The sequence below is a fragment of the Rhodococcus sp. 06-1460-1B genome (assembly GCF_002258475.1).
GTDB classification, from domain to species: domain Bacteria; phylum Actinomycetota; class Actinomycetes; order Mycobacteriales; family Mycobacteriaceae; genus Rhodococcoides; species Rhodococcoides fascians.
The window spans coordinates 103,163-119,796 of record NZ_NOYS01000023.1 but is presented as its reverse complement, the minus strand read 5'-3'; the positions used below and the strand labels follow the sequence as shown (position 1 = coordinate 119,796).

Genomic DNA, 16,634 nt, shown 5'->3' with positions numbered 1-16,634 from the left:
CTTGGAGCACAACCATGACCTCATCCGCTTCCACGTCTGCATCGGACACGACAGTCGACGTACTGTCGCTGGAAACTCGGGGGATCGAGCCCGTCCCGGACGACGAACGCAACGGTAATCCGCTGCAGTTGTTCTGGGTGTGGTTCGCCGCGAACATTTCCATTCTTGGTCTACCGCTCGGGGCCACCCTGGTGGTCTTCACCGGTCTGAATATCTGGCAAGCATTGATTGTCGCCCTGGTGGGCGCGGCGGGTTCGTTCGCCATCGTCGGAATCGTGTCGATTGCCGGCAAACGTGGCGGGGCACCCAGTCTCACGTTGTCGCGGGCCACCTTCGGGGTTCGCGGAAACATCGGCCCCACACTGGTCTCGCTGATGTCGCGGCTCGGCTGGGAAACCGTCAACACCACGACCGCGGCATTCGTGTTGCTGTCGATATTCACACTGATCTTCGGTGGATCCGGCATCGCGAAGGATCATGCGTTCGTCACGATCGTCTCCATTGTCGTCTTCATCGTGCTGACACTGGTGGTCAGCGGTCTGGGGCATGCGGCGATCCTCGTCATCCAACGCTGGTCCACGTGGATTTTCGGTGCGCTGAACATCTTCGTCGCAATCTTCCTGATCGCCACCGTCGACTGGACTGCAGTGACCAGTACCCCGGCCGGATCCATCAGTGCGATGGTCATCGGTGTCGGAACCATCGCTGCTGGAACAGGTATCGGTTGGGCGAATGCCGGAGCCGACATGTCGCGATATCAACGAAAGAGTGTGGGAGCCGGCTCGTTGGTGCTGTCCAGCGCGGCCGGAGCCGGAATTCCCCTCGTTCTGCTGATCGGACTCGGCGCGCTGCTGTCGGCAGGCGACAACAGCCTTGCGTCCGCATCGGATCCGGTTGCGGCAATCCGAGAAATTCTGCCGGCCTGGATGGCCGTTCCGTATCTGATCACCGCATTCGGCGGATTGCTGTTGTCCAACCATCTTTCGGTGTATTCGGCCAGTCTCACCACGTTGACCCTCGGTTTCCGGATCAAGCGGGTCTATGCGGTCGGAGTCGACGTCTTCGTCACGTTCGTCGGCGCCATCTATTTCATGCTGATCTCCGACGGCTTCTACGGACCGTTCATCACCTTCATCTCGGTTCTCGCCGTACCTCTGACGGCATGGCTCGGTGTGTTCATGACGGACATGATCAAACGGAAGACGTACGACGCGGCATCGATCATGAACGTGGGCAACACCAGTCGCTACTGGTACACCGGCGGAGTCAACTGGTACGCCTTCGCGAGCTGGGCGGCGGGAATCGTGGTGGGCTTCCTGTTCACTGCGATCACGGTGGACGGCGACGTGATCTACACCGGACCGCTGTCCGGCAGCTGGATCGGTGACAACGGACTCGGCTGGGTGGCGTCGTTCGTGATCGCCGCCGGGCTCTATCTCGTCACCGGTGGAGCGCGGCGGACCGAGACGGTCTCTCGGTGAGTCCGCGACTGATCCATACCGGTCAGGTGATCGTCGACGTGGTGATGGCCGTACCCGAAGTGCCGGTTCCGGGAGGTGACGTCGTAGCGACGTCACTGAACGAGACCGCGGGCGGTGGACTCAACGTGATGGTCGCCGCGATTCGTGATGATCTGCCGGTGGTCTTCGCCGGCAGATACGGGTCCGGTCACTATGGTTCGATCGTCCGCGAAGCTCTGTCCGCCAGCGGTGCCCGCATAGTCAATACCACACCGGCTGAACAGGACTCGGGATTCTGTATCGCCCTCGTCGATGCGAACACCGAGCGCACGTTCGTGACCTACCCGGGGGCCGAGGCGGAACTGAGTATCGGGGACCTCGAGGCGGCAGGGGTACGGAGTGCAGACTTGGTGTACGTCACCGGCTACGGGTTGGCGCACGAGAGCAACGCCGCAGCATTGACCGCGTGGCTGCCGACGCTTCCCGCGGACGTCACGGTGCTGTTCGATCCGTCCCCATTGATCGCCACGCTGAACCGCGACGTGGTGGACGCCGTTCTCGCCCGTGCCGACATCGTGAGCGTGAATCTACGCGAGGGCATGCTCATGACGGATGAGGTCGATATCGATTCCATCGCGGCCGAATTGGTGACGAGGGTGCGGCCCGATGCGGCGGTGGTACTCCGTACCGGTCCGGACGGTTGTCGAATTGCGGGCGGTAGACGAACGTCGCAATCGGTTCCGGGGTTCGAGGTGCAGGCGGTGGACTCGAACGGCGCGGGTGATGCTCACGCCGGGGTGTTGTTGGCAGGGCTGTCCCGTGGGCTCGGTCTGTACGACGCGGCACTGCGGGCCAATGCTGCTGCAGCACTTGCGGTCACCGAGCGAGGACCGGCGACGGCTCCGCCTCGGTCACGTACCGACGCGTTGATCCGCGGTCGTCCTCTCGACGGGTGAGAGACGACTCCGTCCTGGAACCGTCGAGTCGCGCACGACGAGGTTCGGTGTCAACGCCATCGAGGACACCGGAAGCCCATGGGTGACCGCCAGCAGCATCTCTGCTGCGCGCGTGCCGATTTCGCGGTGTGGGCTGTGAATCGTCGTCAACGGAACGGTCAACTCGCTGCAGATCGAGATGTCGTTGTAGCCGACGACGGCTACGTCGCGTCCTGGCTGCAGACCCGACTCACGCAGCACGCCGAGCACTCCGATGGCGCTGAAATCGTTGGTCGCGAAGATCGCTGTCGGGGGAGTCGGCAGCGACAGAAGGGCGCTCGCCCCGCGCCTTCCGGCATCGGGATCGAACCCCTCTTCCCGTACGTACTCGTCCGGAACGTCGATGCCTGCGTCGCGGAGGGCAGCGCGGCAGCCCTCCAAGCGGTCGATTCCGGTGCTGGCCCACCCCGGGCCGGACACGATCCCCACTCGGGTGTGGCCCAGTCCGGCCAGGTGCTCACCGGCGAGGTAGCCGCCCCGATGGTCGTCGCACGTCACGGAGGTCATTCCCGGGTATCTACGGCTGATGAGGACGAACTTGATCCCTCGGCGCTGGAGGTTTTCGAGGTTCTCGCTGTCGAGGCGAGCATCACCGAAGATGAGGCCGTCGACGTTGCGGCCGAGCAACAGGTCGATGCGTCGACGCTGCTGAATCGGATCGTCGTGGGTGTTGGCGACGAAGGTTTCGTACCCGGCACGGTTCGCTGTTTCCTCGATGGCGTCGTACATCGCAGAGAGCACCACATCGGTCAATCGCGGGACGAGTACTCCGAACGCAGTGGATTTCTTGGTGGTCAAGCTCGCCGCGTTGGGGTTGGGGACGTAGTCCATATCGCGGGCCAGCTCGAACAATCGCAGATCTCCGGCGCTCGCACCTGCCGGGTCGAGCGCAACGCGTCGCAGAGCACGGGAGACGGTCGAAACATGCACTCCCGCAGCCGCTGCAACCGTTTTGAGCGTGACGCTCCCCGAACTGGTGCTGTCCACTGGCGGTTCCCCTCGATCCTCCGTCGGCGCTGCCCCGACCCCTGATGACCCCTAAGCTAGCACCGTGCGCAATCGTTTGCGCAACAAGTTGCCCTCTAGGAACGGACATCCGATGACAGGTCTTGGTGGTCTCAATCCGTCGCCGACGTCGCTCACGCTCGGCCTGGTTCAGCAGCAGGTTCCGCTGATCACGAGCTTGGACGATGTCGACGCGACGACCGATCGCGTGTGCAGGCAGCTGCGCGAGGCGAAGGCCGGGTTCGCGGCGCTCGACCTCGTGGTCTTCCCGGAGTACTCGCTGCACGGTCTACGCAAATCGTCGTGGGCGTCCGACGAGGTGATGTGCGACATGGACGGTCCGCAGGTGGAGCGATTGCGCGACGCGTGCCGTGAGTCGACGGTGTGGGGGTGCTTCAGCATCATGGAACGCAACCCCGGTGGAGCGCCGTTCAACTCAGGAATAATCGTCGACGATCAGGGTGAGATTGCCCTGTACGTCCGCAAACTTCACCCCTGGACGCCCAAGGAGCCTTGGGAGCCCGGCGACATCGGTCTGCCGGTCTGCCCGGGACCGAAGGGTTCGGTGCTGTCGTTGTTGATCTGTCACGACGGAATGTTCCCCGAAGTCGCCCGTGAAGCGAGTTACCGCGGCGCGAACGTGCTGCTGCGTACAGCCGGCTACAAGTTCCCTCTTCGGCAGTCCTGGCGTATCACCAACGAGGCCAATGCATTCCACAACCTGGCGTACACGGCCTCGGTCTGTTTGGCGGGGGAGGACGGCAACGGCATCCCGTCGATGGGCGAGGCGATGGTGTGCGACTACGAAGGAACGATCGTCGAGCGCGGCGATTCGACACCCGATCGGGTGGTGACCGTGTCGATCGAGCCGGCCAGGGCCGACGCGGCACGTCGCGAGTGGGGAGTGGAGAACAACATCTATCAACTGGGGCATCGTGGGTACACCGCGCTCGATGGAGGGGCGCGTGACTGCCCGTACACCTACGTCCGCGATCTCGCCGACGGAACCTACCGAGTTCCGTGGGAGGACGAGGTTCGCATTGTCGACGGGTCCTCGGAGGGGTACGGGCCGCCGCGTCGAGACGGCAGTCCGATCGATACGGCCAGGGCCGGGATGCGCGGCGAGTAAGGCGCAGGTTACGCAGCCGGTGCCCGTGTAACGGTGCCATTAATTGGTTTCGGATTTGTGGCCAAAGCTCGACATCGACCGAGAAACCCCTCTATCGTCAGGGCAACGCAATCGGTTGCACGACCGGTTGCACAGCAAGCGAAAGAAGGCTCGTTTCGATGACTTCCCAGGTAGGCGACTCTCTGGAGCTCACGGATCGCACCCGCCACGACATCGATTCGATGTCGTCGGGGGATGTGTACAAACTGCTGTCCTGCGCGGTGCAGCCGCGTCCTATCGCCTGGATCTCGACGGTCTCCGGCGACGGCGTCCGCAACCTGGCGCCGTTCAGCTTCTTCAATGTCGCGTCGCGCAATCCGGCGACGCTGATGATCTCCATCGGTGAACGCATCGGATTCCCTGGAGAGCTCAAGGACACACTGGTCAACATTCGCGAGACCGGCGAATTCGTCGTCAACATTCCGTCCGCGGACACCGTCGATGCGGTGACCGCGAGTTTCGCCACCGTCGACGCCGACGTCGACGAGTTCGAGCTCTCGCGCATGACCGCAGTGCCGTCGGTGTCCGTCGCAGCCCCGTCGGTGCTCGAATCCTTGGTGTCTCTCGAATGCCGCACGATGCAGGAAATTGCGCTCGGCACGGACACTCTGGTGTTGGGGACCGTGACGGCGGTGACCAGCAGGCCTGGCCTGCTCACCGCCGACCTGCACGTCGATACTCTCGAACACCGTTTCCTCGGCAGACTGGCGGGCCCGTTCTACACCACCGACATGAACCGGGTGGCGCAGTGACTGCCTCGGCCCGTCTGCGCGGTGTCGACACCGGGGCGGTTGTCGACACCTTCGACATCGCTGTGGTGCAGACCGGTTCGCGGGTAGGAGCCTGGCAGCAGAACATCGACGCGGTGCGCTCGGAGGTGCAGGCTCTCGCCGCGGGCGGATCGAAGGTGATCGTTCTGCCCGAATTGTTCGCCAGCGGTTACGATCTCGACAGCATCGAAACGATGGCCGAGTCCGTACCCGGTCGAACGTCGACCGCACTCGGAGCGCTGGCCGCCGAGACCGACACGGTTCTGGTGACGGCCATCGCGTTTCGTGATGCCGACGGAATCGTCTTCGACAGCTCGCTCGTCGTGGGCCCGGGCGGCCTGATCGCTCTGGGACACAAGCGCTTTCTGTGGGACCGAGAGAAATCGGTGTTCACTCCTGGCGCTGAGAGCGGACTGCTGGTCAGCACTCCGTTCGGCACCATCGGCGTCGTGATCTGCTACGAGGCAGGGTTCCCCGAGACGGTCCGCGACCTCGTCCAGCGAGGAGCCGATGTGATCGCCGTACCGTCGGCATTCGGACACGTCCGTTTGCACGTGTGGAAGTTGCTCACCCGTTCCCGAGCACTCGAGAACGGCGTCGTCGTCGCGGCCGCCGGACTCACCGGACAGACCGGCGACGGCCCACGGTTCGCGGGCCACAGCGTCATCGTCGGACCGCAAGGACGCACCATCGTCGAGATGGACGAGAGCGTCGGATCGGTCTCGGCAACAGTGACTCGCCGTGAGTTGCTCGACGCACGCGACGAAATTCCTTATCTGAAAGACCTTGCCCGCCTGGGCGGAATCACCGAGAACGATTCAACCGAGAACCCTCACGAGAGGAACCGAGATGTTCGATCTGCGATCAGCTGATCTCCTGCGCGCGTTCACCCGTCAGCTCGAGCTGTGCAAAGTGCAGCCAGGAGAGCAGGTGGTGATTCTCGCGGAGCCTTCGAGCCGTGGGGATTACGTCTCGGCTGCCTTCGGAGCGGCTCAAAGTTTGGGGGCACAGGTACTTTCGGCCACCGTTCCCGGCGGCAGTCCGGCACCGATGCCGAGCACCCACACCGGTGCGGGCCCCGGTCTTGTGTCGGTCATGAACAGTTCGGTCGCACAGGACATGCTCAAGGGAGCTGATCTCGTGGTCGATCTGACCAGCGAGGGCTTCATTCACGCGCCTATCCAGCAAGAGATCCTGGCCGCCGGAACACGCATCATCTTCGTGTGCGACGCCCCGGACGTGCTTATCAGGAATATGCCGCAGGACGGCGACAAGGAGCGGGTCCAGGCAGGCGTCGATCTGATCCGCAACGGTTCGACCATGCGCATCACCAACGAAGCCGGTACCGATCTCACCGTGCAACTGAGCAATTCGCAGCCCGAGTTCCAGGTGGGCTTCGCCGACGACAAGGGCCGCTGGGATCACTGGCCGTCCACCATGGTGTTGTGTTGGCCGGAGATCTCGAACGGAAAGATCGTGCTGTCCGAGGGCGATATCTTGTTGCCGTTCAAGGAATACGTCCGGGACGAGACGACGCTGACGGTCACCAACGGCCACATCGACGAGGTGACCGGCGGCGGTGAAGCTGCACTGCTCAACATGTTCTTCGCCGACTCCAACGACAAGTGGGCGCGCTACCTGTCCCACATGGGCTGGGGCTTGATGAAGACCGGCGACTGGTTCGCGGCCGCGATGTACGGCAAGGACGACATCATGGGTATGGACGCGCGAGCGTTCGCCGGCAGCTTCCTGTGGTCCACCGGCCCGCACCCTGTACTCGGCCGAGACTCCTACGCACACCTCGACATCGGAATGCGCGCCTGCACGGTATCCATCGACGGCATCGACGTCGTCACCGAAGGTCGATTGGTGGAGAACTGAAATGGCTCCGATCGAAGTGGTCGTCGCCGGCGGCGGCCTGGGCGGGCTGACCGCAGCGCTTTCGCTGCGGCACAGAGGAATCAAGGTAACGGTACTCGAAGCCGCCGCCGAGCTCGGCGAGGTCGGAGCAGGCATCCAGACCGCACCGAACGCCAGCCGCATTCTCATCGCCCTCGGTATGCGAGAGAAACTCGAAGAGATCAAAACCGAGCCGATGGATCAGGTGCGCAGGCGCTGGGAGAACGGGAAGGTCATCGCGCTCACCGCGCTCGGCGAATACTGCAAGAAGACGTTCAACGCGCCGTACTGGCACTACCACCGCGCAGACCTGCACTCTGCCATTCATGCGCAGTGCCTCGACCCCGACGGCCCCGGCCCGGTTGTAGTGTTCGAGACCGACGCGAAGGTCGTCGAGGTCGACCGCACCGACCCGATGCGGCCCGTCGCAGTCACCGGAGCGGGACGACGGTACGAATCGGATCTGCTCATCGGAGCCGACGGAATCCGCTCGACGGTACGCGATCTCATCGGCCTGCCCGACACGCTGGTGTTCTCCGGCGAAATGGCGTATCGCGCACTCATTCCCGGCGACCGTATCGTCAAGGATCCGGCAACCCGCTGGCTCGTAGATCGCTACCAGAGCACCATCTGGTACGGACCCGACCGTCACCTGGTGCACTACATGATCCGGAACGGCGAGTACCTCAATGTCGTTGCGTTGGCACCGTGTACGGATGAAGTACGTGACGGCGGACCGCGGCTCGTCGGGCCCGAGGAACTGATGGCGACGTTCCCGGACTGGGACGACCGCGCCCACGCGATGCTGTCCAAGGCCGACGAGAACGTGCTGTGCCAGGCGCTCTACTACCGCAGACCCGACCCGCGTTGGACCGACGGCCGCGTCGCGCTGCTGGGCGATGCGTGCCACGCCATGCTGCCGTACCAGGCGCAGGGCGCATCGCAGGCAATGGAAGATGCGGCGGTGCTCGCCGAGGAACTCGCGAAGGTGACCTCGAGCGGAATCGACGACGCGTTGGCGCGCTACGTCTTTCGCCGGGCCCGGCACGCGCGGATGGTGCAGGACGCGAGCCTGCAGAACAAGACCTTCTACCACATACCCGATGGACCCGAGCAGCAGAAGCGGGACGCGACACTGGCGTCGTTCGATGGGGAGTCCGACATCTCGTACGACTGGCTGTGGAGCGGTACACCGCTCGACGACAGCGACGACGAGAAATTCCATTACTCGTTCGTCCGATGACGACCTCGGACCACAACACCGCGCCGGAGGCTGCGATGAAGACTGGTGATCAGGTAGTACAGGAGCTCCCCTGGAAATGGGGAGTGCAGGGCAAGATCTTCATCATCGGCGGGCTGGGTTACATGTTCGACGCCTGGGACGTGGCGCTGAACGGCTTCTTGACCCCCCTGCTCGGAAGTTACTGGGATCTGTCCCAGGCCGAGCGCGGTCTCGTCGCCACCGGCAACCTGATCGGTATGGCCGTCGGAGCCGTCGTGTGGGGAACGATCGCCGACCGCGTCGGACGAAAACGCGCATTCTCGTTGACGCTGTTGATCTTTGCGCTGTTCTCGGTCCTCGGTGCTTTCGCCCCGAGCTTCGAGATCTTCATCGTTCTGCGGTTCCTCGCAGGATTCGGCCTCGGCGGCTGCATCCCGGTGGACTACGCGTTGGTCAGCGAATTCTCGCCCCGCCGCATTCGCGGCAAGATTCTGTCCGCGATGGACGTCTGGTGGCCGATCGGTGCCACCATCTGCGGCGTCGTGGCAACACTGCTCGTCCCGATCGACGGCGATGTTCGCTGGCGCTACATGCTGTTGTTCATGGTTCTGCCTGCGCTGCTGCTGTTCTGGGTCCGGCGCGGCATCCCGGAGTCGCCGATCTACCTCGCCAAGGTCGGCCGAGAAGCCGAGGCCCGCGCCGTCATCGACGACATGGTGACCCGTACCGGATCGGACGCCGTCGAGTACGTCATCGTCGCCGATACCGCCCCGAAGGGTCCGGGCGGAATGAAAGCGGCTCTGACGCAGCTGAAATCGGTGTGGCGCTACAGCCCACGTATCACTGCCGCAGCGTGGATGCTGTTCGTGTCGATCATGCTGCTGTACTACGCAGCGTTGAGTTGGATGCCGTCCATCCTCCGCGCCGAGGGCTACGGAGAATTCGCGGCCTTCGCCGGTACGACGCTCATGACCGGAGTCGGCATCGTCGGTGTGCTCACCTCCGCATTCATCGTGGAGATCTTCGGACGCAAGTGGGTCATCGGACTGTCCGGCCCGATCGCCGGCAGTGCCCTGGTCATGTTCGCAGTCATGCTGGACATCCAGTCGGCGGCGCTGATCTGGCTCGGTATCTTCGGATTCGTCATCCAGCTGACCATCCCCGTGCTGTACTGCTACGTCTCGGAGTTGTACCCCACCAATATCCGCGCCTCGGGATTCGGGTACGCGTCCTCGGTCAGTCGGGTGGCTACCGGCTTTGCGCCACTGCTCTTCGGCTCCGTCATGTGGCCGATCCTGGGTCTGCCGTTGACCTTCGGCATCGTCACCGCGTTCGTGTTGTTCGCGGTGATCTGGATGGCGTACTTCGCACCCGAGACCAAGGGCCGCGAGCTCGATACCCTCGTCGACGAACCCACCGAGGTAGTCGCAGGCGAGGCTCGGGTCTGATGAAGCCCGCACAGTTCGACTACCACCGGGCGCGCGATGTCTCGGGTGCAGTGCGATTGCTGGCCGAGCTGGGCGAGGACGCGAAGTTGATCGCCGGAGGCCAGTCCCTGGTCGCCATGATGAACTTCCGCCTCGCCCGGCCCGGGCATCTGGTCGACGTGGGTGGGTTGAACATTCTGCGCTACATCCGCCGAGAGTCCGACGGCCTGCACATCGGAGCGCTCACCACCCACCACGACGTCGAATCCGGTGACGTGGGAACGGACTTCGCTGTTCTGCGCGATGCCATGCGGTGGGTGGGGCACTACCCGATCCGTACCCGTGGGACCGTCGGCGGCAGCATCGCTCATGCGGACGCCACCGCCGAATGGTGCTTGCTCGCCATGCTGCTGGACGCCCGTATCGTCGTCGAGAGTGTGCGGGGGCGGCGAACCGTCGAGGCAGACTCGTTCTTCTTCGGGTACTACTCCACCGATCTGGCGTTCGACGAGATGATCGTCGAGATCGTGTTCCCGAACCCGGCACCGCATTCCGCAGTCACCGAATACGCCGAGCGGCAGGGAGATTTCGCGATCGTGGGTGCAGCAGTGTCCCTCGATCTCGACGGCGTGGCGGTGGTCGGCGGACGCGTGGCCCTCGCGGGGGTCGGTGCGACCCCGATGCGATCACCGGCAGGCGAGGCCGCGCTTGTTGCCGGTGGAACGTTCGCCGACTGCGCGGATGCCGCAGCCGAAGCGCTGGAACTGGAGGACGAGGGCATGTTCACCGCCGAGTACCGCCGCACGCTGGTGCGCACGTTGGTCGCCGAAGCCTGCAGCGACGCACTGGTATCGCAGGGGGTGCCCACGTGAGCGTCGAGCAGGTTCTCACGCCGAAATTCGTCGGCACCTCGGTCGCGCGCCGGGAAGACCCGCGGTTGCTCACCGGCCGAGGCAGATTCGTCGACGACATCGCGATGCCGGGAATGTTGCATGCCCAGTTCGTGCGCAGCACCGTCGCAGCCGGATCGATCACCGGTCTCGATGTCGGGGACGTCGCCGGCGTCGAGGGAGTGCGCGGCGTCTTCACCGCGGCGGACTTGGACCTGAAGCCGATCCGTGCCGAATTGTCCCGTCCGCTGAGCGAATTCGTGCCCACCGACATGCCCGTGCTGGCGTACGACGTCGTGCGCTACGTCGGTGAGCCGCTGGCGATCGTCGTCGCCGCTGATGCGTACGTCGTCGAGGACGGGCTCGAAGCGGCACGAGTGTCGTACCGGACCGTCACCGCCGTCACCTCCGCAGATCAGGCCATGTCCGAGGGCGTGCCCCTGGTTCACGATTCGGTTCCGAGCAACACCGTCGTGGACGTGCAGATGTTCGCCACCGACGGCATCGACGAGATATTCCACGACGCGCATACCGTGGTGTCCGTGCAGTCCAGGACCGGACGTCAGAACGCACTGCCGCTCGAGACCCGCGGATGCATCGCGTACTGGGACGACCGCGACGAGCAGTTGATCATCTACATCTGCACGCAGGTCCCTCACCAGGTTCGCACCGTCACGGCGCAGTGTCTCGGTCTCGACGAACGTCAGGTACGAGTCGTCGTGCCCGACATGGGCGGCGGGTTCGGGCAGAAGTGCGTCGTCGGCCGCGAGGAGATTGCGGTCGCCGCCGCAGCATTGAAGCTCCGCCGTCCCGTCAAGTGGATCGAGGATCGCAAAGACGCGCTGACGGCTTCGTTCCTGGCGCGCGAGCAGCAATACGACGTGCGGGCCGCTTTCGACTCCGAGGGACACATAGTGGGCCTCGACGCGGATGTCGTGTGCGACATGGGCGCGTACTCCTGCTACCCGTTCACCGCGGGTATCGAGCCGCTCATGGCGTCGGCGGAAATGCCGGGGGTGTACCAGGTTCCGGCGTACCGGGTACGAGGGCGCTCGGTGTTCAGCAACAAGGCACCGACCGCGCCGTACCGCGGAGTGTCACGCCCGCAGTACGTCATGGTGATGGAGCGACTGTTCGAGCGCGCAGCCCGTGAACTGGCGCTCGATGCAGTGGAGATCAGGCGTCGCAACGTCATCACTGCCTTCCCGTACACCGGCGTCAACAACATCACCTACGACCCGGGCTCCTACCTCGAGGCTCTGAATCTGTGCGAGCAGACTGTACGAGACGGTGGGTGGTACGACTTCCAACAACGAGCCGCAGCGGAAGGCAGGCACATCGGCATCGGGTACTCCTGCTTCAGCGAGCGAACAGGGTACGGAAGTAGCGCGTTCGCCGCCCGCAAGATGAACGTGGTGCCGGGGTTCGACATCTCGGAGGTCAGGATGGACACCTCCGGCACCGTCGTCGTGACCACCGGAACGATGAGCCACGGGCAGAGTCACGAGACCACCATGGCGCAGATCGTCGCAGATCGTCTCGGCATCGGCGTCGAACAGGTGAAGATCGTGCAGGGCGACACCGACCGGATCACCTACGGATTCGGATCGTTCGCCTCTCGCTCCATCACCATCGGCGGCAGCGCAGTGGCGTTGGCGTCGAACAAGCTGGGAGACAAACTGTGTGAGATCGCAGCGCACCTGATGGAGACCCGTGACGACAACGTCGAGCTGGCGTCGGGGCGTGTCCGTCAGCGCGACGATCACTCGAAGTACGTCACCTACCGGGACATCGCCGATGTCGCGTACCTCAAGGCGCAGTTGCTGCCCAAGGGGGTCGAGCCGGGGTTGTCTGCAACGGCGAGCTTCGACGTGTTCAACGACGGCACGTTCTCCAACGCCACACACGGTGTCGTCGTCGAATTACACGAGGGCACCGGGCAAGTGGAGATCCTGAAGTACGTGTGCGTCGAGGACTGCGGGGTGGCCATCAATCCGAAAATCGTCGAGGGCCAGTGTCGCGGCGGGATCGCCCAGGGTATCGCGGGCGCGTTGTTCGAGCAGGTCTCCTACGACGACCACGGAAACCCACTGTGCGCCAGCTTCATCGATTACAAGGTGCCCACCGCGTGCGAGATTCCCGACATCGAGATCCACCACCTCGAAACTCCCTGCCTGTTCACCGAATCCGGGGCCAAAGGAGCCGGTGAGGGTGGCACTATCGGCGCACCGGCCGCGGTGCTCAACGCCGTCAACGACGGACTACGTTCCACCGGAGTGGAACTGAACGACACACCGATCACTCCCGTTGCTGTACATGCGGCGCTGGTGAAGGGAAGGCCATGAACAACAAGCAACTGATCGAACTGACCGTCAACGGTACCGAGCACGAGGTGATCACCCAACCACGCCGCACCCTGGTCGACGTACTACGGCACGACCTGCAGTTGACCGGAACTCACGTGGGTTGCGAGCACGGCGTCTGCGGGGCCTGCACTGTCCTGATCGACGGCAAGCCGGCGCGCGCATGCTTGACGTTTGCCGCGCAGGTGGAGAACTCCGAGATTCGGACCGTCGAATCATTGAGCGTCGACGGCGAATTGAACGATCTGCAACAAGCGTTCGCGGACCACCACGGACTGCAGTGCGGATTCTGTACGCCGGGATTCCTGATGCTGGCCGAGGGATATCTTGCCGACAATCCCGATGCCACCAAGGAACAGATCCGCGAGGTGGTTGCCTCGAACTATTGCCGTTGCACCGGATACCAGACCATCGTCGAGGCCATCGACTCGTGCGCCGAACAGCGCCGCTGCGTCGGCTGCGCGAAAGGAGTTTCCCCGTGATACTGACCAACACCCTCGACATCGACGCGTCCGCGGACGACGTTTTCAGGCTGATCAACGACGTCGAGAAAGTGGCGACCTGTGTACCCGGGGCCGCTATCACCGGCAAGGACGGCGAGACTTTCCTGGGTGGAGTCAAGGTCAAGGTCGGGCCGATCAGCGCGTCGTACGCCGGCACGATTCGGTTCCTCGAAGTCGACGCCGAGACCCGCACGCTCACACTCGAAGCCAAGGGTGCGGACTCGCATGGAAACGGTGATGCCGAGGCTCAGGTCGATCTCGCGGTCGAGGCGATCGGTAACCGTTCGCGGTTGACCCTGAACACCGATCTGGTGATCAGCGGCAAGATCGTCTCGTTCGGCAAGGGCGCGATCGTGGCGGTGTCGAACAAGGTGTTGCAACAGTTCGCCGTCAATCTCGGTGCGTTGCTCAGTGGTTCGGCTACGGCCGATCCCACCGCGCCTGCAGCAGTGAAGACCGCTGTTCCGAGTCCGATGGGCGGCGAATTGAATGCGATGTCTCTGATGCCCGAACCGGTGCGCAAGTACGCACCGGTCGCGGGGATCTTTCTCGCCGGAATGGTCGAGGGCTGGTTGGTCTCCAGAGCCTTCGGACGTCGGTAGGTTCGCGATGCTCGACTTCGCCGGCACACTGCACGATTGGTTCGTAGACGGACGACCGTTCGGTGTGGCTACTGTCGTGGCGACCTCAGGCAGCGCGGTGCGGGACGTCGGTGCGGTCATGGCCGTCGACGCCGGTGGTACCGCTCTCGGCGGGGTGTCCGGCGGATGCGTCGAAGGTGCAGTGTTCGATGCGGCAGTGTCGGCGGCGACGGGTGGACTCGTCGACCGCCTGAGGTTCGGCGTCGCTGCCGACGACCCGTTCGCCATAGGCCTCACCTGCGGCGGAACGGTCGACGTTGTGGTCGACAGGGTCGATCGAGACAGTCGCCCGCACTACGCAGAACTGTTGGCGCGAATAACATCGCGATCGTCGGTTGCCGAGGTCACGGTCGCCTCCGGTGCTGCGGGCGGACACCTCGTGGTGACTGCCGACGGCTCGTCCGGCTCCATCGGACACCCGGTGCTCGATGAGCGAGCTGTATCGCTCGCTCGGGTGATGTTGGCGGACGGTGCAAGTGGACTGCGGGAAATCGACGTCGACGACGACATCGTCGAGGTCTTCGTGCGATCGTTTCGGGCCCCACCGCTCCTGATCGTCTTCGGCGCGCTCGATCTCGCCGACGCCGTCGCCCACGCAGCAACCATCGTGGGCTACCGCACCGTGGTGTGTGATGCCCGGCCGATATTCGCTACGGAGGAGCGCTTTCCGCACGCCGACGAGGTTGTCGTGGCGTGGCCGCACGAGTATCTGACGGCCCAGTGGGACAAGGGGTCGATCGACGACACCACCGCCCTGTGCGTGCTCACACACGATGCGAAGTTCGATGTCCCGTTGCTCGACGTCGCAGTGCGCACCCCTGCCGGTTACATCGGTGTGTTGGGCAGCCGCCGAACGCACGAGGACCGACGTGAACGTCTTGTCGACAGAGGTGTCGGAGAGGACGCGTTCGCGCGGTTGTCGTCGCCCGTCGGTCTCGACATCGGCGGACGCACCCCTGGGGAGACCGCACTGTCGATCGTCGCCGAAATGGTTGCGGTGTCCAACGGGCGATCGGGCGGGCGTTTGCGTGACGGCACCGGTCCGTTGCACGGCAGCGCCGACCGTGGCAGCGAGGCTCAGCGTGGCGCGGTCAACTGCGATACGCGCACTGCGCCGGCAGTTCCCAGCACCAGCACTCCGGTCGCGATGGCGAAGGCGATCGCGTACGAATCGCCGATTGCGGGCGCAACCACCAATGGCCCCACTACTTGTCCGACGCCGTAGACGGCGGTCAGTGTCGCCGCGGTACGGCCGATGGGAAGTGTGTGCGCTGTGCTCATCGTCAGCATCGTGATGCCCATGAACGTTCCCCCGAACAACAACGCTGAACATACGGCGGCAAGGGGATTCCCGGTCAGTGCGGGAAGCACTGCGGCCACGGTCTGCAATGCGAACGCTGCTACCAGAGCTTTGCGCAGGCTGGTTCGGCGTGCCACCCCTTGCCACAGCACTGTCGCCGGTACCGCGGCGAATCCGACGACGATCCACACCACCGGACCCACCGACGTGCTGCTGTGGCCACCGACCGCCGCAACGAGGAATGTGCCGACGATGATGTACCCGAGGCCCTCGAGGAAGTACGCGACGAGCAATGTCCGCCATACCGCGCGGGTTCCGGCGTTCACCTCGCCCGCCTCGGACCGCCCTGCAGGCTCGGGGTGAACCCGAAGCGTCCACGCCGGGGCGACGAGCACCGCAGTCAGTATCGCCGAGCACAACCACAGCGCCTCCCACGACAGATGTGGTCCGGCGAGCAACGTCAGAATGCCCGACGCTGCAATACCTGCACCGACGCCGCCGAACGCGATTCCTGGTGACGCACCGTCGGCTCTGTGCTTGGTGACGGTGCTCGCGCAGGCGATGAACACCGCGGCACTCGCCAGGCCGGCCAGGAACCGCAGCGCCGAAAACGTTGCGGTGGAATGCACTGCCGCCATCGCCAATTCGCTTGCGATGAGCACGAGCGTCCACAGCCTGAACGACGTCGTCGTATTGATCGACGGGCGCACCGACAACACGATCGCGCCGACGAGGTAGCCGGCATAGTTCGCGGTTGCGATGACGGCACCGCTGCTCGGGGTCACCTCCGCCGCGTCGACCATGATCGGTAGCAGCGGCGTGAACACGAATCGCCCGACGCCCATCGCGGCCGCGAGTCCGGCCGCGGCAGCGAACGATAATCGACGGCCGTTCATTGCGATCGCCCTCCTAAGTCGTTAGCCGCGCCAACGGTACGCGTTGGATCCCCGTCTCATCGAACCGAGCAGCAGGGAACCGATCGCACCACCGG

At 64.2% G+C, this 16,634-nt stretch carries 14 protein-coding genes and 1 pseudogene; 13 read left to right on the top strand and 2 right to left on the bottom strand.

Annotated elements, in window-relative coordinates:
• The first annotated feature begins 14 nt into the window (after positions 1–14).
• A complete protein-coding gene (locus tag CH268_RS13105) occupies positions 15–1,481 on the top strand; it encodes a purine-cytosine permease family protein (RefSeq protein WP_094664509.1) in 1,467 nt (488 codons plus the stop codon).
• Positions 1,478–2,416 (top strand): PfkB family carbohydrate kinase, encoded by a 939-nt coding sequence (locus CH268_RS13100; RefSeq protein ID WP_217900914.1) that lies wholly within the window; start codon positions 1,478–1,480, stop codon positions 2,414–2,416. Before CH268_RS13105 ends, CH268_RS13100 begins: the two co-directional genes overlap by 4 nt.
• Here CH268_RS13100 and CH268_RS13095 read toward each other — a convergent pair.
• The gene (locus CH268_RS13095; RefSeq protein WP_048320110.1) at positions 2,372–3,442 is read right to left on the bottom strand and encodes a LacI family DNA-binding transcriptional regulator; all 1,071 of its coding nucleotides are present in this window, start codon (positions 3,440–3,442) and stop codon (positions 2,372–2,374) included. The genes CH268_RS13100 and CH268_RS13095 overlap by 45 nt on opposite strands.
• Positions 3,443–3,554: 112 nt before the next feature.
• On the opposite strand from CH268_RS13095, the gene CH268_RS13090 reads away from it, so the two are divergent.
• The 11 genes and pseudogenes from CH268_RS13090 to CH268_RS13040 form a co-directional block, all read left to right on the top strand.
• Positions 3,555–4,589 carry a formamidase gene (locus CH268_RS13090; protein WP_048320109.1) on the top strand — a complete coding sequence of 345 codons (1,035 nt, stop codon included), beginning with the start codon at positions 3,555–3,557 and terminating at the stop codon, positions 4,587–4,589.
• A gap of 158 nt (positions 4,590–4,747) precedes the next feature.
• Positions 4,748–5,380 carry a flavin reductase family protein gene (locus tag CH268_RS13085; RefSeq protein WP_053068835.1) on the top strand — a complete coding sequence of 211 codons (633 nt, stop codon included), beginning with the start codon at positions 4,748–4,750 and terminating at the stop codon, positions 5,378–5,380.
• On the top strand, positions 5,377–6,270 hold the full coding sequence (locus CH268_RS13080; RefSeq protein WP_176457939.1) for a carbon-nitrogen hydrolase family protein: 894 nt from the start codon (positions 5,377–5,379) through the stop codon (positions 6,268–6,270). The genes CH268_RS13085 and CH268_RS13080 overlap by 4 nt, the downstream gene beginning before the upstream one ends.
• On the top strand, positions 6,248–7,279 hold the full coding sequence (locus CH268_RS13075) for a hypothetical protein (RefSeq protein ID WP_027497879.1): 1,032 nt from the start codon (positions 6,248–6,250) through the stop codon (positions 7,277–7,279). The genes CH268_RS13080 and CH268_RS13075 overlap by 23 nt, the downstream gene beginning before the upstream one ends.
• A 1-nt stretch (position 7,280) precedes the next feature.
• Complete coding sequence (locus CH268_RS13070) at positions 7,281–8,540, top strand: FAD-dependent monooxygenase (protein WP_027497878.1); 1,260 nt, start codon at positions 7,281–7,283, stop codon at positions 8,538–8,540.
• A complete protein-coding gene (locus CH268_RS13065; protein WP_230591857.1) occupies positions 8,537–9,967 on the top strand; it encodes an MFS transporter in 1,431 nt (476 codons plus the stop codon). Before CH268_RS13070 ends, CH268_RS13065 begins: the two co-directional genes overlap by 4 nt.
• A complete protein-coding gene (locus CH268_RS13060) occupies positions 9,967–10,818 on the top strand; it encodes an FAD binding domain-containing protein (RefSeq protein ID WP_094664505.1) in 852 nt (283 codons plus the stop codon). Before CH268_RS13065 ends, CH268_RS13060 begins: the two co-directional genes overlap by 1 nt.
• Positions 10,815–13,181 carry a xanthine dehydrogenase family protein molybdopterin-binding subunit gene (locus CH268_RS13055; protein ID WP_255182384.1) on the top strand — a complete coding sequence of 789 codons (2,367 nt, stop codon included), beginning with the start codon at positions 10,815–10,817 and terminating at the stop codon, positions 13,179–13,181. Before CH268_RS13060 ends, CH268_RS13055 begins: the two co-directional genes overlap by 4 nt.
• On the top strand, positions 13,178–13,681 hold the full coding sequence (locus tag CH268_RS13050) for a (2Fe-2S)-binding protein (RefSeq protein WP_048320102.1): 504 nt from the start codon (positions 13,178–13,180) through the stop codon (positions 13,679–13,681). Before CH268_RS13055 ends, CH268_RS13050 begins: the two co-directional genes overlap by 4 nt.
• The gene (locus CH268_RS13045) at positions 13,678–14,304 is read left to right on the top strand and encodes an SRPBCC family protein (RefSeq protein WP_094664503.1); all 627 of its coding nucleotides are present in this window, start codon (positions 13,678–13,680) and stop codon (positions 14,302–14,304) included. Before CH268_RS13050 ends, CH268_RS13045 begins: the two co-directional genes overlap by 4 nt.
• 7 nt (positions 14,305–14,311) lie before the next feature.
• Positions 14,312–15,322: pseudogene (locus CH268_RS13040) on the top strand (XdhC family protein); the annotation flags it as partial.
• Positions 15,323–15,420: 98 nt separating this feature from the next.
• On the opposite strand, the gene CH268_RS13035 reads toward CH268_RS13040, so the two are convergent.
• The gene (locus tag CH268_RS13035; RefSeq protein WP_094664501.1) at positions 15,421–16,539 is read right to left on the bottom strand and encodes a YbfB/YjiJ family MFS transporter; all 1,119 of its coding nucleotides are present in this window, start codon (positions 16,537–16,539) and stop codon (positions 15,421–15,423) included.
• Between the last annotated feature and the right edge of the window lie 95 nt (positions 16,540–16,634).

Bases quoted from the DNA above. Each gene is read 5' to 3' on its own strand.
- CH268_RS13105 (WP_094664509.1), top strand. From the start codon at position 15: ATGACCTCATCCGCTTCCACGTCTGCATCGGACACGACAGTCGACGTA.
- CH268_RS13035 (WP_094664501.1), bottom strand. From the start codon at position 16,539: ATGAACGGCCGTCGATTATCGTTCGCTGCCGCGGCCGGACTCGCGGCC.
- CH268_RS13070 (WP_027497878.1), top strand. From the start codon at position 7,281: ATGGCTCCGATCGAAGTGGTCGTCGCCGGCGGCGGCCTGGGCGGGCTG.
- CH268_RS13075 (WP_027497879.1), top strand. From the start codon at position 6,248: ATGTTCGATCTGCGATCAGCTGATCTCCTGCGCGCGTTCACCCGTCAG.
- CH268_RS13060 (WP_094664505.1), top strand. From the start codon at position 9,967: ATGAAGCCCGCACAGTTCGACTACCACCGGGCGCGCGATGTCTCGGGT.
- CH268_RS13065 (WP_230591857.1), top strand. From the start codon at position 8,537: ATGACGACCTCGGACCACAACACCGCGCCGGAGGCTGCGATGAAGACT.
- CH268_RS13085 (WP_053068835.1), top strand. From the start codon at position 4,748: ATGACTTCCCAGGTAGGCGACTCTCTGGAGCTCACGGATCGCACCCGC.
- CH268_RS13090 (WP_048320109.1), top strand. From the start codon at position 3,555: ATGACAGGTCTTGGTGGTCTCAATCCGTCGCCGACGTCGCTCACGCTC.
- CH268_RS13050 (WP_048320102.1), top strand. From the start codon at position 13,178: ATGAACAACAAGCAACTGATCGAACTGACCGTCAACGGTACCGAGCAC.